At 70.0% G+C, this 18225-nt stretch carries 18 protein-coding genes and 1 pseudogene; 11 read left to right on the plus strand and 8 right to left on the minus strand.

The features are described from left to right. Positions 1–24: 24 nt before the first annotated feature. Together ABGI63_RS01490 and ABGI63_RS01495 are read left to right on the plus strand one after the other, a co-directional pair. On the plus strand, positions 25–1698 hold the full coding sequence (locus tag ABGI63_RS01490; protein WP_349740697.1) for an alkaline phosphatase D family protein: 1674 nt from the start codon (positions 25–27) through the stop codon (positions 1696–1698). 55 nt (positions 1699–1753) lie between these two features. Further along, positions 1754–2335 (plus strand): DVUA0089 family protein, encoded by a 582-nt coding sequence (locus tag ABGI63_RS01495; RefSeq protein ID WP_349740698.1) that lies wholly within the window; start codon positions 1754–1756, stop codon positions 2333–2335. 21 nt (positions 2336–2356) lie between these two features. On the opposite strand, the gene ABGI63_RS01500 is transcribed toward ABGI63_RS01495, so the two are convergent. Then, positions 2357–3652, minus strand: coding sequence for an acetyl-CoA hydrolase/transferase family protein (locus tag ABGI63_RS01500; protein WP_349740699.1), 1296 nt, complete (start codon positions 3650–3652; stop codon positions 2357–2359). Between the two features lie 181 nt (positions 3653–3833). Here ABGI63_RS01500 and ABGI63_RS01505 point away from each other — a divergent pair, with 181 nt between their 5' ends. Continuing rightward, positions 3834–5708 carry a sensor histidine kinase gene (locus tag ABGI63_RS01505; RefSeq protein WP_349740700.1) on the plus strand — a complete coding sequence of 625 codons (1875 nt, stop codon included), beginning with the start codon at positions 3834–3836 and terminating at the stop codon, positions 5706–5708. Here the strand turns inward: ABGI63_RS01505 and ABGI63_RS01510 are convergent. Together ABGI63_RS01510 and ABGI63_RS01515 are read right to left on the minus strand one after the other, a co-directional pair. Further along, on the minus strand, positions 5705–7351 hold the full coding sequence (locus ABGI63_RS01510; protein WP_349740701.1) for a PhoX family protein: 1647 nt from the start codon (positions 7349–7351) through the stop codon (positions 5705–5707). The two genes, ABGI63_RS01505 and ABGI63_RS01510, sit on opposite strands and share 4 nt — an antisense overlap. Before the next feature lie 97 nt (positions 7352–7448). Then, positions 7449–7907 (minus strand): DUF4149 domain-containing protein, encoded by a 459-nt coding sequence (locus ABGI63_RS01515; RefSeq protein ID WP_349740702.1) that lies wholly within the window; start codon positions 7905–7907, stop codon positions 7449–7451. A 39-nt stretch (positions 7908–7946) separates the two neighbouring features. Here ABGI63_RS01515 and ABGI63_RS01520 point away from each other — a divergent pair, with 39 nt between their 5' ends. Further along, positions 7947–8456, plus strand: a complete 510-nt coding sequence (locus ABGI63_RS01520) for an outer membrane protein assembly factor BamE (protein WP_349740703.1) — start codon at positions 7947–7949, stop codon at positions 8454–8456. Positions 8457–8531: 75 nt separating this feature from the next. After that, positions 8532–9281, plus strand: a complete 750-nt coding sequence (locus tag ABGI63_RS01525) for an alpha/beta fold hydrolase (protein WP_349740704.1) — start codon at positions 8532–8534, stop codon at positions 9279–9281. Between the two features lie 11 nt (positions 9282–9292). On the opposite strand, the gene ABGI63_RS01530 is transcribed toward ABGI63_RS01525, so the two are convergent. Together ABGI63_RS01530 and ABGI63_RS01535 are read right to left on the minus strand one after the other, a co-directional pair. Next, positions 9293–10273 (minus strand): type 1 periplasmic-binding domain-containing protein, encoded by a 981-nt coding sequence (locus ABGI63_RS01530; RefSeq protein WP_349740705.1) that lies wholly within the window; start codon positions 10271–10273, stop codon positions 9293–9295. A gap of 157 nt (positions 10274–10430) precedes the next feature. Further along, positions 10431–11132, minus strand: coding sequence for a VC0807 family protein (locus ABGI63_RS01535; protein WP_266003304.1), 702 nt, complete (start codon positions 11130–11132; stop codon positions 10431–10433). A gap of 160 nt (positions 11133–11292) precedes the next feature. On the opposite strand from ABGI63_RS01535, the gene ABGI63_RS01540 reads away from it, so the two are divergent. Continuing rightward, positions 11293–13362 (plus strand): RDD family protein, encoded by a 2070-nt coding sequence (locus ABGI63_RS01540; protein WP_349740706.1) that lies wholly within the window; start codon positions 11293–11295, stop codon positions 13360–13362. A gap of 1 nt (position 13363) precedes the next feature. Here the strand turns inward: ABGI63_RS01540 and ABGI63_RS01545 are convergent, their stop codons facing one another. After that, positions 13364–14332: a carbon-nitrogen hydrolase family protein gene (locus ABGI63_RS01545; protein ID WP_349740707.1), complete on the minus strand. Its 969-nt coding sequence runs from the start codon at positions 14330–14332 to the stop codon at positions 13364–13366. A gap of 37 nt (positions 14333–14369) precedes the next feature. Next, positions 14370–14837 (minus strand): tellurite resistance TerB family protein, encoded by a 468-nt coding sequence (locus ABGI63_RS01550; RefSeq protein ID WP_349740708.1) that lies wholly within the window; start codon positions 14835–14837, stop codon positions 14370–14372. Positions 14838–14995: 158 nt separating this feature from the next. On the opposite strand from ABGI63_RS01550, the gene ABGI63_RS01555 reads away from it, so the two are divergent. Both ABGI63_RS01555 and ABGI63_RS01560 read left to right on the plus strand, forming a co-directional pair. Then, the gene (locus tag ABGI63_RS01555) at positions 14996–15241 is read left to right on the plus strand and encodes a type II toxin-antitoxin system ParD family antitoxin (RefSeq protein ID WP_269839915.1); all 246 of its coding nucleotides are present in this window, start codon (positions 14996–14998) and stop codon (positions 15239–15241) included. A 13-nt stretch (positions 15242–15254) separates the two neighbouring features. After that, a complete protein-coding gene (locus ABGI63_RS01560; RefSeq protein WP_349740709.1) occupies positions 15255–15593 on the plus strand; it encodes a type II toxin-antitoxin system RelE/ParE family toxin in 339 nt (112 codons plus the stop codon). 7 nt (positions 15594–15600) lie between these two features. Here ABGI63_RS01560 and ABGI63_RS01565 read toward each other — a convergent pair whose 3' ends face one another. Then, entirely contained in the window at positions 15601–16080 is a 480-nt protein-coding gene (locus ABGI63_RS01565; RefSeq protein ID WP_349740710.1) for a DUF4124 domain-containing protein, read from the minus strand. A gap of 130 nt (positions 16081–16210) precedes the next feature. Here ABGI63_RS01565 and ABGI63_RS01570 point away from each other — a divergent pair, with 130 nt between their 5' ends. The 3 genes and pseudogenes from ABGI63_RS01570 to ABGI63_RS01580 all read left to right on the plus strand — a co-directional run bounded on the left by ABGI63_RS01570 (position 16211) and on the right by ABGI63_RS01580 (position 18214). Next, on the plus strand, positions 16211–16768 hold the full coding sequence (locus tag ABGI63_RS01570) for an NUDIX hydrolase (RefSeq protein ID WP_349740711.1): 558 nt from the start codon (positions 16211–16213) through the stop codon (positions 16766–16768). 9 nt (positions 16769–16777) lie between these two features. After that, a pseudogene (locus ABGI63_RS01575) lies at positions 16778–17841 on the plus strand (2-hydroxyacid dehydrogenase). Then, entirely contained in the window at positions 17822–18214 is a 393-nt protein-coding gene (locus ABGI63_RS01580; protein WP_349740712.1) for a DUF1801 domain-containing protein, read from the plus strand. Before ABGI63_RS01575 ends, ABGI63_RS01580 begins: the two are co-directional and overlap by 20 nt. The last annotated feature ends 11 nt before the right edge of the window (positions 18215–18225 follow it).

The following is an 18225-nucleotide window of genomic DNA, read 5'->3' on the forward strand; positions in this document are numbered from 1 at the left end:
CCGCCGCCAACCAAGGACCTGTCGATGGGACGCCCGAATCAAGTCAAGCCGCCGCAGACCGGCAGCAACCGCCGCGAGTTCTTCAAGCGTTCCGGCGCGACCACGGTCGCCCTGGTGGCCACCGCCCCGCAGCTCTCCTTCGCCGCCGCGCCGGCGGTGTTCCAGCATGGCGTGGCCAGCGGCGATCCGCTCAGCGACCGCGTCATCCTGTGGACCCGCGTCAGCCCGGCCAGCGCCAAGCCCTCGGTGTCGGTCGCCTATGTCGTCGCCACCGACCCCGGCCTGCTCAACATCGTCAAGCGCGGCAGCAGCAAGACCCATCCGGGCCGCGACTACACCGTCAAGGTCGATGCCCTGGGTCTGCAGCCGGGCACGACCTACTACTACCAGTTCACGGCCGAGGGCGTGGCCAGCCCGGTGGGCCGCACCAAGACCTTGCCGGTCGGCCCGACCCAGCGCCTGCGCATGGCCGTCGTCAGCTGTTCCAACCATGCCTACGGCTATTTCAATGCCTACGCCCGCATCGCCCAGCGTGCCGACCTCGATCTGGTCATGCATCTGGGCGACTATCTCTACGAGTACGGCAACGGCCAGTACGGCTCGCTGCGCCAAACCGAGCCGGCCCACGAGATCGTCAGCCTGAGCGACTACCGCCAGCGCCACGCGCAGTACAAGCGCGATGCCGACTCCCAGGCCATGCACCGCCAGCATCCGCTGCTGGCGATCTGGGATGACCACGAGAGCGCCAACGACGCCTACAAGACCGGCGCGCAAAACCATCAAGCCGCGACCGAGGGCGACTGGGAGGCGCGTGTGGCCGCCGCGCTGCAGGCCTACTACGAATGGATGCCGGTGCGCCCGGTCGATGCCAGCAATCTGCGCAAGAACAACCGCCTGTTTGCCTACGGTGACCTGGCCGAGCTGGTGATGCTGGAGCAGCGGCTGAGCGGCCGCTCGCAGCAGCTGGCCGCCACCGTCGCAACGCCGCTGGGCCCGGGTTTTGTGCAAGCCGGTGCCTTCACCGATCCCGGCCGCAGCCTGCTGGGCAGCGAGCAGGAGCAGTGGCTGAGCGCCCGGCTGCGCAGCACGCCGGCGCGCTGGAAGCTGCTGGGCCAGGGCGTGATGTTCGCCCAGCTCAAGGGCGTCGCGGCCACCAATGCTGCCGGCGGCGGCGTGTTCCTGAACGCCGACCAGTGGGACGGCTACCAGCCGGCACGCGAGCGCATCTACGCGGTCCTCAAGGGCGATGCTCAGCACGCGCCGGTCGACAACGTCGTGGTGCTGACCGGCGACATCCACAGCTCCTGGGCCGCCGATCTGACCCAGGACCCGAACAACCCCAACCCGGCCGGCGGCGGCTACAACCCGGTCACCGGCGAGGGCTCGCGCGCGGTCGAGTTCGTCGGCACCTCGGTCAGCTCGCCGGGCATTGACACCGACGGCAACGGCGCCATTGCCGGCTTCCTGCGCTCGGTCAACCCGCACTTCAAGTACATCAATCTGCACCGGCGCGGCTATATGTTGCTCGACCTGACGCCGCAGCGCGCGGTCTGCGAATGGTGGTATGTGGACACGGTGGCCAGCCCCAGCAACAACGAAACCTTCGCCGCCGCCTTCGAGGTGCAGCAGGGCAGCAATCGCCTGAGCCCCTCGGCCCAGACCCTGCCGCCGGCCCATCCTCCGCTGCTGGCCCCCTGAGCCCTCCCACGATCACCCGAACACGCCCACCGGAGCCTCCCTGATGACCCATGCCATGCTTCGCCCCCGCCTCGCGGGCCTGCTGTTCGCCGCCGCCACCAGCCTTGGCGCCCAGGCCGCCGACTACAGCTTCTCCGGCCAGCTGCGCTACAACACCGATGTCGTGCACATCGACTTCAGCCTGGACAGCGCGGCCCAGGTGCAGCTGTGGACCGATTCCTGGCAGGACGGTCTGAACTTCGATCCGCTGCTGGCGCTGTTCGACGGCGGCCATGCGCTGCTGCAGCTGATCGACGATGGCGGCGACAGCCTTGGCGGCGGCTATTTCGATGCCGGCCTCGGCCTGCCCCAGCTGGCCGCCGGCCACTACCGGCTGACGCTGGGCGCCAGCCCCAACAACCCGCTCGGCCAGCACCTCAGCGATGGCTTCGAGTTCGATGGGCAGACGCCGATCGCGATCGCCGACTGGAACCAGCCCGGCTACGACATCAACAAGAACGACCAGAAGGGCAGCTTCTGGCAGCTGCGCCTGAACGGCGTGAGCCAGGCGGCCGTGGTGCCCGAACCCGGCAGCCTGGCCCTGATGCTGGCCGGCCTGCTGGGTCTGGGCGTCGTGGGCCGGCGCCGGGCACGCTGAGGCCGGGCCAGGACCTGCTCGTCAGAGCAGGTTCAGCCGCCTGGCCCCCTCGCGCAGCTCGGCGCGGAAGTCGGGGTGGGCGATGGCGATCATCTCCAGCGCGCGCTGCTTGCCGCTCTTGCCGCGCAGCTGGGCCACGCCGTACTCGCTGACCACATAGTTGATGTCGTTCTTGCCGGTCGTGACATGGGTGCCGGGGCTCAGGGTCGGCATGATGCGGCTGATGCTGTCGTCCTTGGCGGTGGACGGCAGCACGATGAAGGCCTTGCCGCCCTGCGAGCGGTTCGCGGCGCGCACGAAATCGACCTGGCCGCCGGTGCCCGAGTAGGGCAGATGGGCCAGGCTCTCCGAGCCGCACTGGCCCAGCAGGTCGATCTGCAGGGTCGCGTTGATGGCCACCAGCTTGTCGTTGCGGCCGGCCAGATAGGGATCGTTGGTGAAGTCCACCGGGTGCATCTCCAGGCCCGGGTTGCGGTCCATGAAGCGGTAGAGCTTTTGCGAGCCCAGCGCGAAGGTCGCGACCATCTTGCCGGGCAGATAGTTCTTGCGGCTGTTGGTGACGACGCCGGCCTCGACCAGGCTCATGATGCCGTCGCCAATCATCTCGGTGTGCACGCCCAGCTCGCGCTTGTCGGTCAGTTGCATCACCACCGCATCGGGAATGCCGCCATAGCCGATCTGCAGGGTCGAGCCGTCCTCGATCATCTCGGCCACGTATTTGCCGATCGCCTGCTGCACCGGCCCGATCTTGGGCAGGCCCACCTCCAGCACCGGCTCGCCGCTCTCGACCAGGGCGCTGACCTGGGAGATGTGCACATGGCAGGCGCCGAAGGCAAAGGGCACAAGGGGGTTGACCTCGAGCACCACCGCGCGGGCCTTGGCCAGCGCGGCCATCGTGTAGTCGGCCCCCAGGCTCAGCGCGAAATAGCCATGCGCATCCATCGGCGAGGCCAGCGCAAACACCACATCGGCCGGGATCAGGCCGCGCGCGATCAGCGCCGGCATCTCGGAGAAATAGCTGGGGATGAAGTCGATCCAGCCGGCCTGGCCGCCGGCGCGCGAGGCGGCGCCGTAGAAAAAGGCCAGATGGCGCACATGCTCGGTCGTCTCGGGATCGAAATAGCCGAACTTGCGCACCGGCAGGATCTGCGCCACCTTGATGTCGCGAAAGCGCCGGCGCTGCTCGGACAGCGCCGTCAGCAGGGCCGGCGGCTCGCCGACGCCGGTCGGCACGATGATGGAGTCGCCGTTGCGGAGCTGATCGAGCGCCTCTTCGGCGCTACGGAGCTTCTGGCGGTACAGGTCTTGAATCGGCATGGCAGGCCTTGCTGGACAGCGGAAATCCCAGTGTCGCCGCGCTGGCTGACGCCGGCTTGACCCCTGGCGCCGAATATTTCGCTGCCTGCGGCTTTAGCCGGGCCGGCATACTGTCGCCTACAACTCGATACGGGCCGCAGTGCGGCCCGACAAGACCAGCGTGGCAACACACGGGAGCGCCATGACCCTGATCGAGCCGGCGGCGCCCGTCCCGCGCAAGCGCCGCCTGTCCTATGCCCTGGTGCTGACACCGCTGCTGATCGGCAACGCGCTGATGCTGGCGCTGTGCCTGCTGGGCTTTTATGTGCTGTCGGCCACGCGCGCCTATGTGGGCGGCGAGAGCCAGTGGTCGAAGGCACGCGCCCAGGCCGTCAAGCATCTGCGCGCCTATGCCGCCAGCGGCGCGCCGGCGCAGCTGCAGCGTTTCCAGCAGGCCCTGCAAGTGCCGCTGGGCGACCGCGCCGCCCGGCTGGAGCTGGACAAGCCCGCGCCCGATCTGCGCCTGGCGACGGCGGCCTTCGAGCGCGGCGGCAATGCCGCCGACGACATTCCCGGCATGATGCGGCTGTACCGCTGGGCCGGCCGCAGCGATCTGATGCGGCCGTCGGTGCAGGCCTGGGAGCGCGGCGATGCCCATATCTTCCGGCTGCAGGCCATGAGCGAGCAGCTGCAGCAGCTGCACACCCAGCCCGGCCCGCCGGGCGAGGATCGCCTGGCGCGTATCGCGCTGCTGCTGTTCGCGATCGAGGAACTGGACAACGAGCTGCTGGGGCTGGAGCGCCAGTTCAGCCAGGCCCTCGGTGAGGCCTCGCGCAGCACCTACCTCGCCCTGGCCCTGGCCATTGGCCTGACCGCGCTGCTGCTGACCCTGACGGCCTACGCGCTGGCGCGCAGCGGGCTCCGCCGCCAGGCCCGCTACGAGACCGCGCTGGAGGCGGCCAATCAGCGCTGGTCGCTGGCGGCGCAAAGCGATGGCCTGGGCCTGTTCGAGTGGCAGCAGCGCGACGACCATGTGCTGCTGGACGCCCGTGCCTGCGCCGTCTACGGCCTGGCCTGCGGCCCGGAGGGCCTGAGCCTGGCGCGCGCGCAGCTGCGGGCCCGGGTCGAGCCGGACGACGCCTCGGCGCTGCAGCAGCTGCTGGACCAGACCCTCTGCGCGGCCGCGCCGTCTTTCCGGCACCACTTCCGCATCCGGGTCGGCCCGGAGGGCGGGGCCGGGACGCTGCGCCATGTCGAGGTCAGCGGCCTGATGCTGGCCGGCGCCGCCCGCGGCGAGCAGCGCATGGTGGGCGTGATCAAGGATGTCAGCGACCGGGTCCACCAGGCGCAGCTGGAGCTGGAGATCGCCGCCGCCGAGCGCAGCGCGGCCGCCCGCATGGAATTTCTGTCGCGGCTGAGCCATGAGCTGCGCACGCCGCTGAACGCGGTGCTGGGCTTCTCGGAGCTGATGCTGCTGGACCGGGCCGACGCGCTGAGCCCGAACCAGCAGCGCCGCGTCCAGCTGATCGGCGGCGCCGGCCGCCATCTGCTGCGCCTGGTCGACGATGTGCTGGACATCAGCAGCATCGACTCGGGCCATTTCAGCGTCGAGCGCCGGCCCACGCCGCTGGCGCCGGTGCTGGCCAGCGCCGCCGCGCTGGTCGCCAGCGAGGTGCAGGCGCATGACATCCAGCTGGCGCTGGAGGCGCCGCCGGCCTCGCTGAGCGTGCTGGCCGACGAGCAGCGGCTCGGCCAGGTGCTGGCCAATCTGCTCAGCAATGCCTGCAAATACAACCGGCGTGGCGGCCGCGTGCGGGTGCGCACCGAGGTTCGGGACGGCGAGGTGCGGATCGCGATCGAGGATCAGGGCCAGGGTCTGGACGCGGCCGAGCAGGCCCAGCTGTTCCAGCCCTTCAAGCGCCTGCCGGCCACCGCCCATCTGAGCGGCACCGGCCTGGGACTGAGCATCGTCAAGCTGCTGATCGAGCAGATGGGCGGTGCGGTCAGCGTCAGCAGCCAGCCCGGCGCGGGCTCGGTGTTCACGCTGACGCTGCCGGTCGCCCAGGCACAGGCCTAGAGATTGCCGCGCATCCAGGGGCCGGCGATCGCGACGGTCAGGCCGGGTCGCTGCAGATTGACGAAGAGCAGCCGGCCGCTGGGGTCGAAGCAGGCGCCGCAGAATTCCGAGTCCAGATAGCTGCCCGCAGCCACCTGCTTGCCGGCGGCCTGCAGCGGGCCGGCCTCCAGCAGCAGATGGTTCTTGCAGAAGATATAGGCCGCGCCGGCCGGGCTCAGGCCCAAGAGGCGCGAGCCGCTGCCATAGCCATCGGCCGAGGCGCCGCCGTCCTCGCACAGCAGGATGCCGCCGCGCGGGCTGACGGTGACGTTGTCCGGGTTGTTGCCGACGCTGGCGTCGCCGCTGACAAAGATCGCGCGCAGCCGCATCGTCGCCAGGCTCAGCTCCCAGACCGCACCCTCGCCCTGGCCGGGCCGGTTGTTGCGGTCGACGCCGGCCGCGGTATCGACGATGTAGAGCTTGCCGGCGGCATGCCAGATGCCCTCGCCGCGGCTCATGCGGGCACAGCCCTGGCTCAGCGCCTGGTGGGTCGGGCCGGCAGCAAAACCCAGGCTGACGCCGCCGGGCTGGCCCACCACCACCACCGGGTCGGCATCGGGGTCGGCGATGTCCACCCACTCCAGCTCGTACTCGTCGCCGATCTGCGGGTCCAGCAGGCCGACATCATTGGCCTGGGCCAGCGTGGCCGGCACCGCCTTGCGCAACAGCGCACGGATGCGGGCGGCCTGCAGCCGGCCGCCGCGATGCAGGCTGCCGGGCTGGCCGCTGCTGTCCTGGGGCAGGTAGCGGTAGAGCGCGCTGATATTGCGGTTGTCCTCGGTCAGATAGACATGGCCGCTGGCCGGATCGACGGCGACGGCCTCGTGCACAAAGCGCCCCATGCCGACGATGGGCTCGGCGCTGGTGCGGGCCGGCTCGCTGTGGACCTCGAACACATAGCCATGCTTCCTGCCGCCGATGGCGGAGAAGTCATAGATCGTCTCCTCGCAGCTGAGCCAGCTGCCCCAGGGCGTCGGGCCACCGGCACAGTTGCCCAGCGTGCCGCCCAGCGAGCCGCGCGCGCCCACCCACTGGTTGTCGCGCATCAGCAAGGTCGAGGTGCCGCCGGCCACATAGCCGCTGAAGGGCGTCGGCGCCGGCGCGGCCGGGTTGGTGACCACACCGCTGGCGCCTATGCGTATCGGCAGGCCGGCGTAGAAGGCGGTGATGATGCCCTGGACCGGCTTGTCGGCGTAGACATGCGGCGCGGCGATGGCCTCGGCCGGCGTGGCCACCAGGCCGCGCTCATGGTTGCGCACCAGCAGCAGCTCGCTGCTGCGGCCGACGCGGCGTGCGCCGACCACGGCCATGCCGTCATGGGCATTCGGGGTCGGCCGGCCATCGTCCATCGCATCGCCGCTCCAGCCATAGGAGCGGTAGGAAAAGCCGGCCGGCAGCTGCAGCAGCGGCAGGCCGGTGCTCAGATCATTGACCGGCGCCAGCGCGCCATAGGGCGAGGCCGCCGTCAGCAGCTGCTTGCCACCGGTGGCGGCCATGGCGTTGCGGACCTGCAGCCCGCCCAGGATGCTGGCCATGCCGCCGGCGGCCAGGGCTCCGGAGCCCTGCAGGAGTTGGCGGCGTCGGGGGGAAAACTGCTGCGGCATGGTCGGCTCCGGGTGGCGTTGGCTGCCGCCATGCTGCGCCGCCGATGTGGCAGGGCCATGACCAGCCGCCAGGCCGAACGGCCTGGGGGCGCCCTCCTCAGCCCAGCAGCCGCACAGCCGCGATCGCCAGCCAGCCCAGCACGAAGTTCAGCCACACCAGCTTGTGGATCAGCCCGGCCGCCGCTGCGGCCTGCGGCCATTGGGCGCCGGCCAGCGCGCGGCGGAACTTGCGGAAACCGGCGACATAGATGTGGCCGAAGATCGCGAACATCGCCAGGCCCAGCACCAGCATCACCTGCCAGCCCAGCGGCACGCTGCCGCCGGCGGCCTTGTACGCGGCGCTGTAGAGATGGCTGCCGGTGCCGAACAGCAGCACGATGGCCCCGATCACCAGGGCGAAGAAGCGCCGCCAGACCTGCTCCATCAGCCGCACCCGCGGCTGCGGCTCCAGCGTCGCGATGGCGGCCGGGCGCAGCGCGAACAGCATGAAGGCCATGCCGCCCATCCAGACGATGGCGGCGACCAGGTGCAATAGTTTGATGAGTTCGTAAAGCATCGGCCGATTGTGAGGGCTGCTGCCGATAATCGGGCCACCATGCCCCGTCCTTCATCGCCCACCCTCTGGCTGACCGCACTGCTGGTCGCGCTGGCCGGCTGCGCCACGCTGGCGCGCGATGCCCGCCTGCAGCCCGGCATCAGTACGGCCGAGAACGTGCAGGCCATCCATGGCCGGCCGGTGCAGGTCTGGCAGGACGCCGATGGCGGCCGCACGCTGGAGTATTCGAGCCAGCCCTTCGGCAACACCTGCTTCATGGTCAAGCTCGACGCGGCCGGCAAGCTGGTCGGCGTGCGCGACACCCTGCTTGAGGCCAGCCGCTTCAGCATCACGCCCGGCATGAGCGAGGAGCAGGTCAGCCGCCTGCTGGGCCGCGAGCGCACGCGGGTGTTCTTCCGCTTCAGCGGCGAGGATGTCTGGGACTGGAATGTGCAGCCCGAGCAGGGCGGCTATCTGCTGCGCTTCAATGTGCACTTCAAGCACGGCCGGGTGCTCCGGCTGAGCCAGAGCACGGTATTCCCGAGCGACCGTTTTCCCGATCTGGACTGAGCCGCTGCTGACACGACTTGTCAGCAGCGCCTTCGTAGCATGCAGGCACTCATCACAACAGCATCAGGAGGCCGCATGTCACCCACCACCACCGTCTTGCTGCATGGTGCCGGCACCGGCCCCTGGGTCTGGGACGACGTCATCCAGCGGATGAAGACGCCCGTGCTGGCGCTGGAAGTGCCGGGGCGGCAGCCGGGGGTCACGCCCGGCGCCTGCGCCGAGGCGCTGGTGGCCGAGCTGGACCGGCGCGGCGTCGGCGCGGTCGTGCTGGTGGTGCATTCGCTGGCCGGCGTGCTGGTGCCGGATCTGGCCGAGCGGCTCGGCACGCGGCTGCGCCACTGCGTCTATCTGGCCGCTGTCGTGCCGCCGCCGGGTGGTGCCTTCGTCGACGCGCTGGGCCTGGCGCAACGGCTGCTGCTGCGCCTGCTGTTCGCCCTCAAGCCGCGCGGCCTGAAGCCCGGCGCGGCCATGATCCGCCAGGAGCTGTGCAACGACCTGGAGCCCAGCCTGGCCGAGCTGGTGATCTCGCGCTACGCGGCCGAGTTTCCCGGCCTCTATCTGGCGCCGACCGCCGCCGCACCGGCGCCCGGCGGCGCCAGCTATATCAAGCTGCTGAAGGACCAGAGCCTGCCGCCGGCGCTGCAGGACCGCATGGTGGCCCGGCTGCGCCAGCCACGCCTGGACACGCTGGACGCCGGCCATCTGGTCATGCTGTCGGCGCCGCAGGCGCTGGCCCGCAAGCTCGACCAGCTGGTGGCACGCTTTCCGCCGCCCTGGCCGGAGCGCGGCAGCATGCCGGCGCTACGGCGCGTCATGGCCGGCTGAGCCGGCCGGCGTCAGCTGCTGCCGGCGCTGCAGGACGCCAGCACAAAAGGCAGCTCGCGCCATTTGGCCTCGCCCTCGCTGCAGCCCGGCTTGCAGGCGCAGGACTTGGCCTTCAGCATCGCGTTGAGCTGGGCGCTTTCCTTGGGCGCCAGGCGCGGCAGCTTGGCCGTCAGCAGCAGCTGCATCGCGGCGGCCGGGGTGGCCGCATCGGGCGCCGGCACCGGGCCCAGCAGGGTCTGTATGGTCTGGGCCTCGGCCAGCGCCACCGCCGGCTTGGCGCCGCTGCGCAGCTTGCGCAGATAGCTCAGGCCCACTTCCATCGCCGCATAGCCGCGCGCGGCGGCCACCGTGAAGGGCGTGCGGAAGGCGGCGGTGTAGAGGCCCTCGACCTGGGTCCAGCGCGCCTGATCGATGACCAGGGTCGGGCACAGCACGGCATCGAACTTCTCCGAGCCGGCGGCCTCGAAGTCCATCCAGCAGCTGCTGCTGGCCGAGACCCGCAGCCCGGTCTCGCGGCGCAGCGTCGCGGCCACGCTCTCGCCGACGCGCGGGCCCACCCGGCCGAGCTGCAGCACATGGGCATCGAGCAGGTAGCGCTCGGCATTGCTGGACACCAGCGGGACTCCGGCCGTCTTCAGCAAGGCCGGCACGCCACCCAGCACGCACCAGCCCCCCAGCACCACATCGACCTTGGCCTCGACCAGCTGCTTGGCCGCCGCCTCGGCGCGCCGGTAGTCGCAGCCGCTGTCCTGCACCAGCAGGGTCGGCACCGGCTGGATCGACGAGGTCTTCAGCGCCAGCAACATGCCTTTGTGGATCTCCTCGCCCTGGGCCGTGCTGGGCCAGCTCTTGGGCACGATGGCGCCGATGGTGGGCGACGCGGCCTGGGCCGCCGCACACAGCCCCCAGCCCAGCGCGGCGGCGGCCAGGCCCCGCAGGCCCTGAAAGCCCAATAGGCCGCCGACTCTTCTTTTCTCGCTCTTGTGGCTCATTCGCATCCCCCGAGCACCGGACCGCGTCATTGCGGGCCTGGCGGCTGCATCTAGACAGGTGGGCGACGGTAAGCGAGGCGCCGTATCAACAAGCCTGGGAACTTCCCGCAGTCGGGGCCCGCCACAGTGCGGTACTGCACGGAAGGGCCGTCCATGCTCACTGATGGCGCAGGCAGTCTTCCAGCTTCAGCCCGGTCATCCGGTGGATGCCCTTGGCCAGATAGAACAGCACGCCCATGGTCAGCAGCATCGAGGGGATCGCGATCATCGGCCAGCTCAGCAGATTCATGCGACCCAGCTCGGCGTTGAAGGCCTCGGTGCCGGCCGGGCTGGTGACCAGCCAGCGCGCCAGCACATAGTTCATCACGCTGGAGAAGGCGAAGCTGCCGGCCAGCATCAGCGTGCCCAGGCGCAGCCGGCGCTCGAAGGCGGCGCTCTGGCCGCGCTCGGCCAGCGCGGCCTCGATGCGCGGCACATCCATCATGCTCGGGTTGAACACCAGCAGGCGGACCAGCGGGCGCTTGCTCAGCACCGACAGCAGGATGGCCAGGCCGATCACGCCGGGCACCGCCGCCTCCTTGATGGCCAGCCAGCGCGTGTCCAGCGCCAGCAGGCCGATGCCGCCGGTCAGCAGGGTGCTGAACACGCCCAGCGCCGCCATCCAGCTGAAGCGCCGTTCGCGCAGCGCGGTCCAGGCCGCCCAGACCAGCGGAAAGGCCAGCGCCAGCACCAGCGCGCGGGCCGAGCCCAGGCGCTCGGGGCTGCTGAGCTGCATCAGCACCAGCGAGGGTGCCAGTATCGTGACCAGCAGCTCGGTCAGGGTCTGGGTGCTGGAAGGACGGGGCGAAGCATCGGACATCGAGAAGGCAGGCTCAAAACGGCAATAACGCCACGTCGAACTGTACGCGCACCGCCACTCCCCCCTTGTTCGTCGGGAATGCGTGACAAATCACGCCGTCAGCGCCGCCGTCGCGGCAAAGCGGCGCGCTAGAGTCACGGCCACACCCTGGGAGCACAGCGTGGCCACGACCACCGATCACGAGAATCCGTTCGCCTCGCCCTTGACGATGGTGCAAAAACCCGCGCAAGAGCTGCCTCCGGGGTTCAAGCCGCCGCCCAGCCGCAAGCCGCGCCCGAGCGCGCCGCCGCCGCAACCGGCCACCTTGGGCCGGCGCGCGCTGGCCCTGCTGGTCGACGCGCTGGCGCTGATGGGCCTGAGCGCGCCGCTGCTGTGGCTGGCCTACCGCGAGGGCTTTGTCGGCCGGCTCGACGATGTGCGCCCGGCCAGTCTGCTGATCAACTGGGCGCTGCCGGCGCTGTACTTCATCGGCTTCTGGGCCTGGCAGGGCACGACGCCGGGCAAGCTGCTGGCCGGATTGCTGGTGATCGATGCGCGCAGCGGCGCGCGGCCCACACCGGGCCGTTGCGCGCTGCGCTGGCTCGGCTATCTGCTGTCGGCCCTGCCGCTGGGCCTGGGTTTTGCCTGGGCCGCACTGGACGGCGAGCGCCGCTGCTGGCACGACCGCCTGGCCGGCACCCGGGTGGTGCTGCGCCGCCCGCGCAGCGAGGCCGATTCGGGCAGCGGCTATCTCGCGGCCCACTGGCAGGGCGAGCACAGCCTGGCGCGCAGCTTCTGGATCAACAATGTGCTGCTGTCGCTGCCGATCGGCTTGGCGCTGACCGGGTTGATGACCTGGATCAGCCTGAAGGGCGAGGCCTTGCAGGCCGGCAGCATCGCGATGCTGATCGGCTGGCCGCTGATCCTGGCCTTCGATACCTGGGCCATCGTCGGCGCCTGGCGCGCCGCCCATGCCTACCGTCGCATCGACGGCTCCGCCCTGTGGGCCAATCTGGCCCGGCTGAGTCTGGCGCTGAGCGCCTTGCAGATGGTGGTGTCGACGCTGTTCGGCTTCCTGCCCCAGGCCGGCGAGTACTGGCAGATGGCGCGCGGCAGCGATCCGATCGGCCAGGCCACGTTCAAGCTCTCGGCCGATGGCCGCACCTTGCGGCTGGACGGGCCCATCGGCATGGGCGACGCGACCCGGCTGCAGAAGCTGCTGGCTGGCACGGCCCAGCCGGTGCGGCTGTTCGAGCTGGCCTCGCCGGGCGGGCGCGTCTACGAGGCCGAGCGCATGGTCGAGCAGGTGCGCAAGACCGGTGCGGCCACCCGCGCGGTGGGTGGCTGCGAAAGCGCCTGCACCCTGGTCTTTCTGGCCGGCCAGCAGCGCCAGCTGATGCCCGGCGCGCGCCTGGGTTTTCACCGTGCCTCCAGTGGCAGCTACAACCCGGTGTTCGATGAGGTGGCCAACCAGGAGCTGGCCGCCACCTACCGCGAGATGGGCCTGCCCGAGCCGCTGATCCAGCGCACGCTGCGCACGCCGGCCGACAGCATGTGGTATCCGGCCAGCGAGGAGCTGATCCTGCATGCGCTGATCGAGGCGCCGCCGCAGACCCTGGATGTGGTGCTGCCCTCGGACCCGGCCGCCAGCACCGAGCAGGACTATCGGGACGCACTGGGCGCCAACCCGGCCTGGCATCTGCTGGGCGCGCGCTACCCCGAGCTGCTGCCGGCCGCGGCAGCCCGCATGCGCGCCGCCCATCTGGCCCAGCCGGGCGATGCCGACGCGCCGCAGAATGCCGCGCTGCGGGTGCTGGCCGAGCGCTTGCCGGGGCTGCTGCTGGAGGTGTCGCCCGAGCTGCGGCGCCGCTATCTGGCCGTGTTGAAGGCCCAGCTGCGCACCGCCCGCGCGGCCGGCCCGGCCATCTGCCAGGCCCTGCTGGGCGGCCAGCTGGAGCTGCGCCGCGCGATGCCCGCCGAGCTGCGGGCCCAGGAGACCCGCTGGCTGGGCGCGGCCGCCGAGGCAGCGGCGCCGCGCTGGCTGCCCAAGGCCCCCAGCGCGCTGGAGCTGGAGGTGGTGCGTCGCACCTTGGGCGGCCATGCACCGGGCCTGCTCAGCCGGGTCTGGGTCGAGGATGGCGGCGCTCGCACCCCGTCCTGCGACGCGGTGCTGCGCACGCTGGACCAGGCTGCGGCGCTGCCAGTGGCGCAGCGCGAGCTAGCCGAGCGGCTGCTGCTGCAGCGGCTCTGATTCAGTCCTCGAAGCGCACCGTGTGCTGGCGGGCCCGGTTGACGCTCAGCCGGGTCACATCGGGCCGGCTGTAATGGCCGGCCAGATCGAGGTTCTGGCGCTCCTCGCGCACCCGGCCATGATCGATCTCGGCGCAGAACAGGCCCTCGACACCGATCTGCGGCGCTATCACCCAGCTGCCGTCCGGCGCGGCCAGCGCCGAGCCGCCGTTGGCGAAGAAGGGCTTGTCGGCCGCCAGCATCTGGTCGCGGAATTGCGTGCCCTCGGGAATGTCCTGGGGCCGCATCAGACCTGATACCGCGATCACATAGGAGCGGCTTTCCTGGGCGATGAAGCGGGTCAGGTCCTGGGTGTTGTGCAAGCCGCCGGGCCAGACCGAGACATGCAGATCCTCGCCCTGGCCGTACAGCGCCGAGCGCGCCAGCGGCAGCCAGTTCTCGTAGCAGTTCAGGCCGCCCACCTTGAAGGCGCCCAGATCGTGCACCACCAGGCCATGGCCGTCGCCGGCCGCCCAGACCAGGCGCTCCTCATAGGTCGGCTGCAGCTTGCGGTGTACCGAGCGGATCGCGCCGCCCTGGTCGATATAGACCAGCGTGCAGTAGAGGCTGTGGCCGCCGCGATCGGGTGCGCGCTCCATCACGCCCAGATAGCAGGCCATGCGGTGCTGGCGGCACAGGCCGGCGACGCTGTCGAGGTCGCCGCGCTCGATCACGACGCCCTGGTCCAGGTAATGGCTGTACATGGTCTTCTGCGCGGCGCTGTTGAAGCGCGCGCCGTCGGTCAGCTCGACCCAGAAGGGATAGCCCGGCACCAGGGCCTCGCCGAACGCCACCAGCTGGCATTGCTGCGCGGCGGCCTCGGCCAGCCAGGCGGCCACCTTGTCCAGGGTTCCGGCCCGGTCCAGCCAGACCGGCGCCATCTGCACCAGGCCGACCTTGAGCAGGTCGGCGGATCTTGTTGCGCTGTTCATGCTCTGCGTAGCTCCCGGTTTCGTTATTGGTTGACGATCATGGCGACTCGGACTCGGCCTGCACCCGCAGCCGCGCGTTGACGTAAGCGCCCTGCGGCACATGCAGCAGATCGGCGATGCGCCACAGCACATGGCGCTCGTGCGCGCTCAGATGGCCGTCGGCATAGGCGACGCGCCACATATGCTCGACCATGCGCAGCTTCTGCGGCATCTCGAAGCGCTCGTTGATGCGCGAGGTGAAGCCGAACAGATCGGTGGCGTCCTTGGCCGTGGCCTCGGCCAGCTCGGCCAGCCGGGCCGCCTCGTCGGCATCGAGCGCGAACTTGTCGCGCAGCGCCGCCAGCACCGCCGCGCGCTCGCCGGCATGAAAGCTCGGGTCGGCACGCATCACCTCGACCAGCATCACCGCGGTGGCCAGCTGCAGCGCATGCTCCGTGGCGGCCGGATCTGCATTGGCTGTCGGCGGCAGCAGGCTGTCGAACAGGTCTTTGAGGGTTTTCAGCATGGGCCGGATCATGGCATGGCGGCAGCTGGCAGTGCTGAGCGCCGCCAGCTGCCTGGTGATCGGCCAGCCTGGCGCCTGCCCCCTGAACAGGACGCAAGGCGGCCCCGGAATGCTGGCGGCAGTTTGCCAAAATTTGCCAAGCTGACTATGCTCCGGTCATGAGCACGATGAACATCTCCCTGCCCGACCCGCTCAAGTCCTTTGTGGACGAGCAGGTCAGCGAGCGCGGCTATGGCAGCAGCAGCGAGTACGTGCGTGAGCTGATCCGCAAGGATCAGGACCGCTTGCAATTGCGGGCGCTGCTGCTGGAGGGCGCCAGCTCGGCGCCATCCGACACTGCCGCGGACGGCGCCTACTTTGATCGGCTGCGGGAGCGGGCACGCCAGGCAGCCAAGCCCCGTTAGCCCGCCCGGCCGCATGACAGCCAAGCCCATCATCGCGCGCGCAGCGGCCGAGCGCGATGTCGACGAGGCTTTGAGCCACTATCTGAACGAAGGCGCGGAGTCCGCCGCGCTCGGTTTTGTCGACGCGCTTGAGCAGGCCTATCGCCACATCGCACGCCACCCGGCCACCGGCTCGCCGCGCTATGCCCATGAGCTGAACCTGCCCGGGCTGCGCTCATGGCCGCTGACCCGCTATCCCTATCTGGTCTTCTACCTTGAGCGCGCCGACTACATCGATGTGTGGCGGGTGCTGCATGGCAAACGGGATGTGCCTGCGTGGATGCAGCCGGCCGATGGCGACGACATCGCCTGACTCGCGACTAGCAGCGCAGATCCTTGAAGGCCTTGCGGGCGCGGAACAAATTCACTTCGGCCTGTGCTTTCGCGGACCCGGTGGCGGCGCTCGCCTCGGCGGCCTTGAGCTGCGGCAGTTGCTGATCAAGCTGGCGGCAGGCGCGCTGGGCCTCGGGGCTGAGCGGCTGACGATGAACCAGCTGATCAAAGCGCTTCTCGTCCATGCGCCCATCCAGCGGCTTGAGCGCCTGCACCAGCTGGCGCCGATGCTCGTCGCGCCGCACCTCGGCACCCTTGCGGCTGGCGCCGCTGGACTTGTCCAGGCCCTGGGTCGGCGTGACATCAACCTCCTTGGCACCGACGCAGGGCTCGTCGGCATAAGTGATCTTGCCCTGATGCTCGCAGCGGTAGACGATGCGGGACTTGTCGAGCGTCTGGGCTTCGACGGTGCAGGCCGCGAATGCCAAGGCGGGAAGGCAGTACCGAAGCGTCTTGATGGGGAACATGGGCGAAGGCCTCCTTGGGTCCGTGTAGAGACGGCTCTTGTTTGCGTGCTTCAACGGATTCTGCCCGGCCTATATCGAGATGCAATTGCGCCAGAAACGGCAGCACCGGGATGTGTAGCATCCTGTCTCGATGACGAACAACGCCATGATTTCCTTCGACACCGGCCCCTGGCGCTTTCACCTGCGCGCGGCTGCCATCATCCGCGACGGTGAACGCGTGCTGCTTCATCGCGTCGGCGACGATCCGTTCTGGGCCTTGCCAGGCGGCCGGGTCGAGATCGGCGAGACGGCGGAGGCAGCGGTGCGGCGCGAGATGCAGGAAGAACTCGGCAACGAGGTTCGGGTGGAGCGACTGGAGTCGGTGGTCGAGAACCTCTTCACCTATCGCGGGCGGCAACAGCATGGGCTGGAGCTGCATTTCGCGGTCGCCCTGCCGGACGGGTCGGCACTGCTGAGCATGCCCTCGTTCGAGCGCCAGGACATCAGCGGCGGCCTCAACGGCGGCCCCGCCACTACGGTCCGCCTGAGCTTCCGCTGGTTTCAGCGCCATGAGCTGGCCGGCCTGGATCTGCGCCCCGCCTTCCTGGCCAGCCAGCTCAGCGAGCCTGGCAGCGCCGCCGCCATTCGACACATCGTGCACGACGATCACTCGCTCGCCGCACCGACTTCGCTCCAAGCTCCGTGCTAGGGTCGCCGCATGAACCTCACCATCTTCAGCACCCGCCCCTACGACCGCGAGTTCCTTGAACGGGCGCGACTGGCTGCCGATCCGGGGGGGCGCAGTACCAGTTCAACTATCTCGAAGCGGGCCTGGACCTGAACACCGTGGCGGCGGCGGCCGGGGCGCAGGCGGTGTGCGCCTTCGTCAATGACAGGCTGGACGCGCCGGTGCTGGAGCGGCTGCAGCAGCTGGGTGTGCGGCTGATCGTGCTGCGCTGCGCCGGCTTCAACCAGGTGGACCTGGCGGCGGCCGCGCGGCTCGGGCTGCCGGTGGGGCGGGTGCCGGAGTACTCGCCGCATGCGGTGGCCGAGCACACGGTGGCCCTGCTGCTGACGCTGAACCGCAAGATCCATCGGGCGCACGCCCGGGTGCGCGAGGGCAATTTCGCACTCGACGGCCTGCTGGGCTTCGATCTGCACGGGCGCACGGTGGGCGTGGTGGGCACAGGCAAGATCGGCGAGTGCTTTGCGCGCATCCTGGGGCCGGGCTTCGGCTGCCGGCTGCTGGGCCTGGATCCGCAGCCGAATCCGGCCTGCGAGGCCATGGGCATGCGCTATGTGGCCTCGCTGGCCGAACTGCTGGCGGCCAGCGATGTGGTCAGCCTGCACTGCCCGCTGACGCCGCAGACGCGCCACCTGATCGACGCGGCCGCGCTGGCCGGCATGAAGCGCGGCGCGCTGCTGCTGAACACCAGCCGGGGCGCGGTGGTCGATGCCGGCGCGGCGATCGCGGCGCTGAAGACCGGACAGCTGGGCGGGCTGGGCCTGGACGTCTATGAGGAAGAAGGCTCGCTGTTCTTCCGCGACCTCTCGGCCGAGGCCTTGCAGGACGATGTGTTCGCGCGCCTGCTGACCTTCCCGAATGTGCTGATCACCGGCCACCAGGGCTTCTTCACCGCCGACGCGCTGAGCGCGATCGCCGCGACGACGCTGGCCAATCTGCAGAGCTTCGAGCGCACGGGCCGGCCGCTGCATCCGGTCCCTGTGGTGCAATCGGCTCTTGTGCCTGAGCTGCCCCGCGATGAATCCCGAACCCGTTGACGATTTCCTGAACGAGCTGCGCCGTGTCGATGCACAGCGCTATGACCTGGTCGAGCGGGTGCGCAAGCTGATTCACACCGCCGGCCCACGGCTGCGCGAGGAGGTGCGCTACGGCGGCCTGCTGTTCTCGGCGGGCGCGCCGGTCTGTGCGCTGTTCTCCTACGAGCGCCATCTGGCGCTGGAGTTCAGCCAGGGCGCGGCGCTGGCCGATCGGCACCAGGTGCTGGAGGGCGAGGGCAAGCACCGGCGCCACATCAAGCTGGAGAAGATCGGCGATCTGTTCAAGAAGAATGTGCGCGAGTACCTGGAGCTGGCCTTCGCGGCGGCCGAGGCCGGCCAGGCGGCAAAGGCCGCTGCCAAATTGCGACGCTGAGCCGCCGCCCG

It is taken from the genome of Roseateles cavernae (genome assembly GCF_040187885.1).
Lineage (GTDB): Bacteria > Pseudomonadota > Gammaproteobacteria > Burkholderiales > Burkholderiaceae_C > Roseateles_E > Roseateles_E cavernae.

Bases quoted from the DNA above. Each gene is read 5' to 3' on its own strand.
- ABGI63_RS01570 (WP_349740711.1), top strand. From the start codon at position 16,211: ATGACGAACAACGCCATGATTTCCTTCGACACCGGCCCCTGGCGCTTT.
- ABGI63_RS01560 (WP_349740709.1), top strand. From the start codon at position 15,255: ATGACAGCCAAGCCCATCATCGCGCGCGCAGCGGCCGAGCGCGATGTC.
- ABGI63_RS01505 (WP_349740700.1), top strand. From the start codon at position 3,834: ATGACCCTGATCGAGCCGGCGGCGCCCGTCCCGCGCAAGCGCCGCCTG.
- ABGI63_RS01545 (WP_349740707.1), bottom strand. From the start codon at position 14,332: ATGAACAGCGCAACAAGATCCGCCGACCTGCTCAAGGTCGGCCTGGTG.
- ABGI63_RS01525 (WP_349740704.1), top strand. From the start codon at position 8,532: ATGTCACCCACCACCACCGTCTTGCTGCATGGTGCCGGCACCGGCCCC.
- ABGI63_RS01490 (WP_349740697.1), top strand. From the start codon at position 25: ATGGGACGCCCGAATCAAGTCAAGCCGCCGCAGACCGGCAGCAACCGC.
- ABGI63_RS01515 (WP_349740702.1), bottom strand. From the start codon at position 7,907: ATGCTTTACGAACTCATCAAACTATTGCACCTGGTCGCCGCCATCGTC.
- ABGI63_RS01550 (WP_349740708.1), bottom strand. From the start codon at position 14,837: ATGCTGAAAACCCTCAAAGACCTGTTCGACAGCCTGCTGCCGCCGACA.
- ABGI63_RS01580 (WP_349740712.1), top strand. From the start codon at position 17,822: ATGAATCCCGAACCCGTTGACGATTTCCTGAACGAGCTGCGCCGTGTC.
- ABGI63_RS01530 (WP_349740705.1), bottom strand. From the start codon at position 10,273: ATGAGCCACAAGAGCGAGAAAAGAAGAGTCGGCGGCCTATTGGGCTTT.
- ABGI63_RS01500 (WP_349740699.1), bottom strand. From the start codon at position 3,652: ATGCCGATTCAAGACCTGTACCGCCAGAAGCTCCGTAGCGCCGAAGAG.
- ABGI63_RS01495 (WP_349740698.1), top strand. From the start codon at position 1,754: ATGCTTCGCCCCCGCCTCGCGGGCCTGCTGTTCGCCGCCGCCACCAGC.
- ABGI63_RS01520 (WP_349740703.1), top strand. From the start codon at position 7,947: ATGCCCCGTCCTTCATCGCCCACCCTCTGGCTGACCGCACTGCTGGTC.
- ABGI63_RS01510 (WP_349740701.1), bottom strand. From the start codon at position 7,351: ATGCCGCAGCAGTTTTCCCCCCGACGCCGCCAACTCCTGCAGGGCTCC.
- ABGI63_RS01565 (WP_349740710.1), bottom strand. From the start codon at position 16,080: ATGTTCCCCATCAAGACGCTTCGGTACTGCCTTCCCGCCTTGGCATTC.
- ABGI63_RS01555 (WP_269839915.1), top strand. From the start codon at position 14,996: ATGAGCACGATGAACATCTCCCTGCCCGACCCGCTCAAGTCCTTTGTG.
- ABGI63_RS01535 (WP_266003304.1), bottom strand. From the start codon at position 11,132: ATGTCCGATGCTTCGCCCCGTCCTTCCAGCACCCAGACCCTGACCGAG.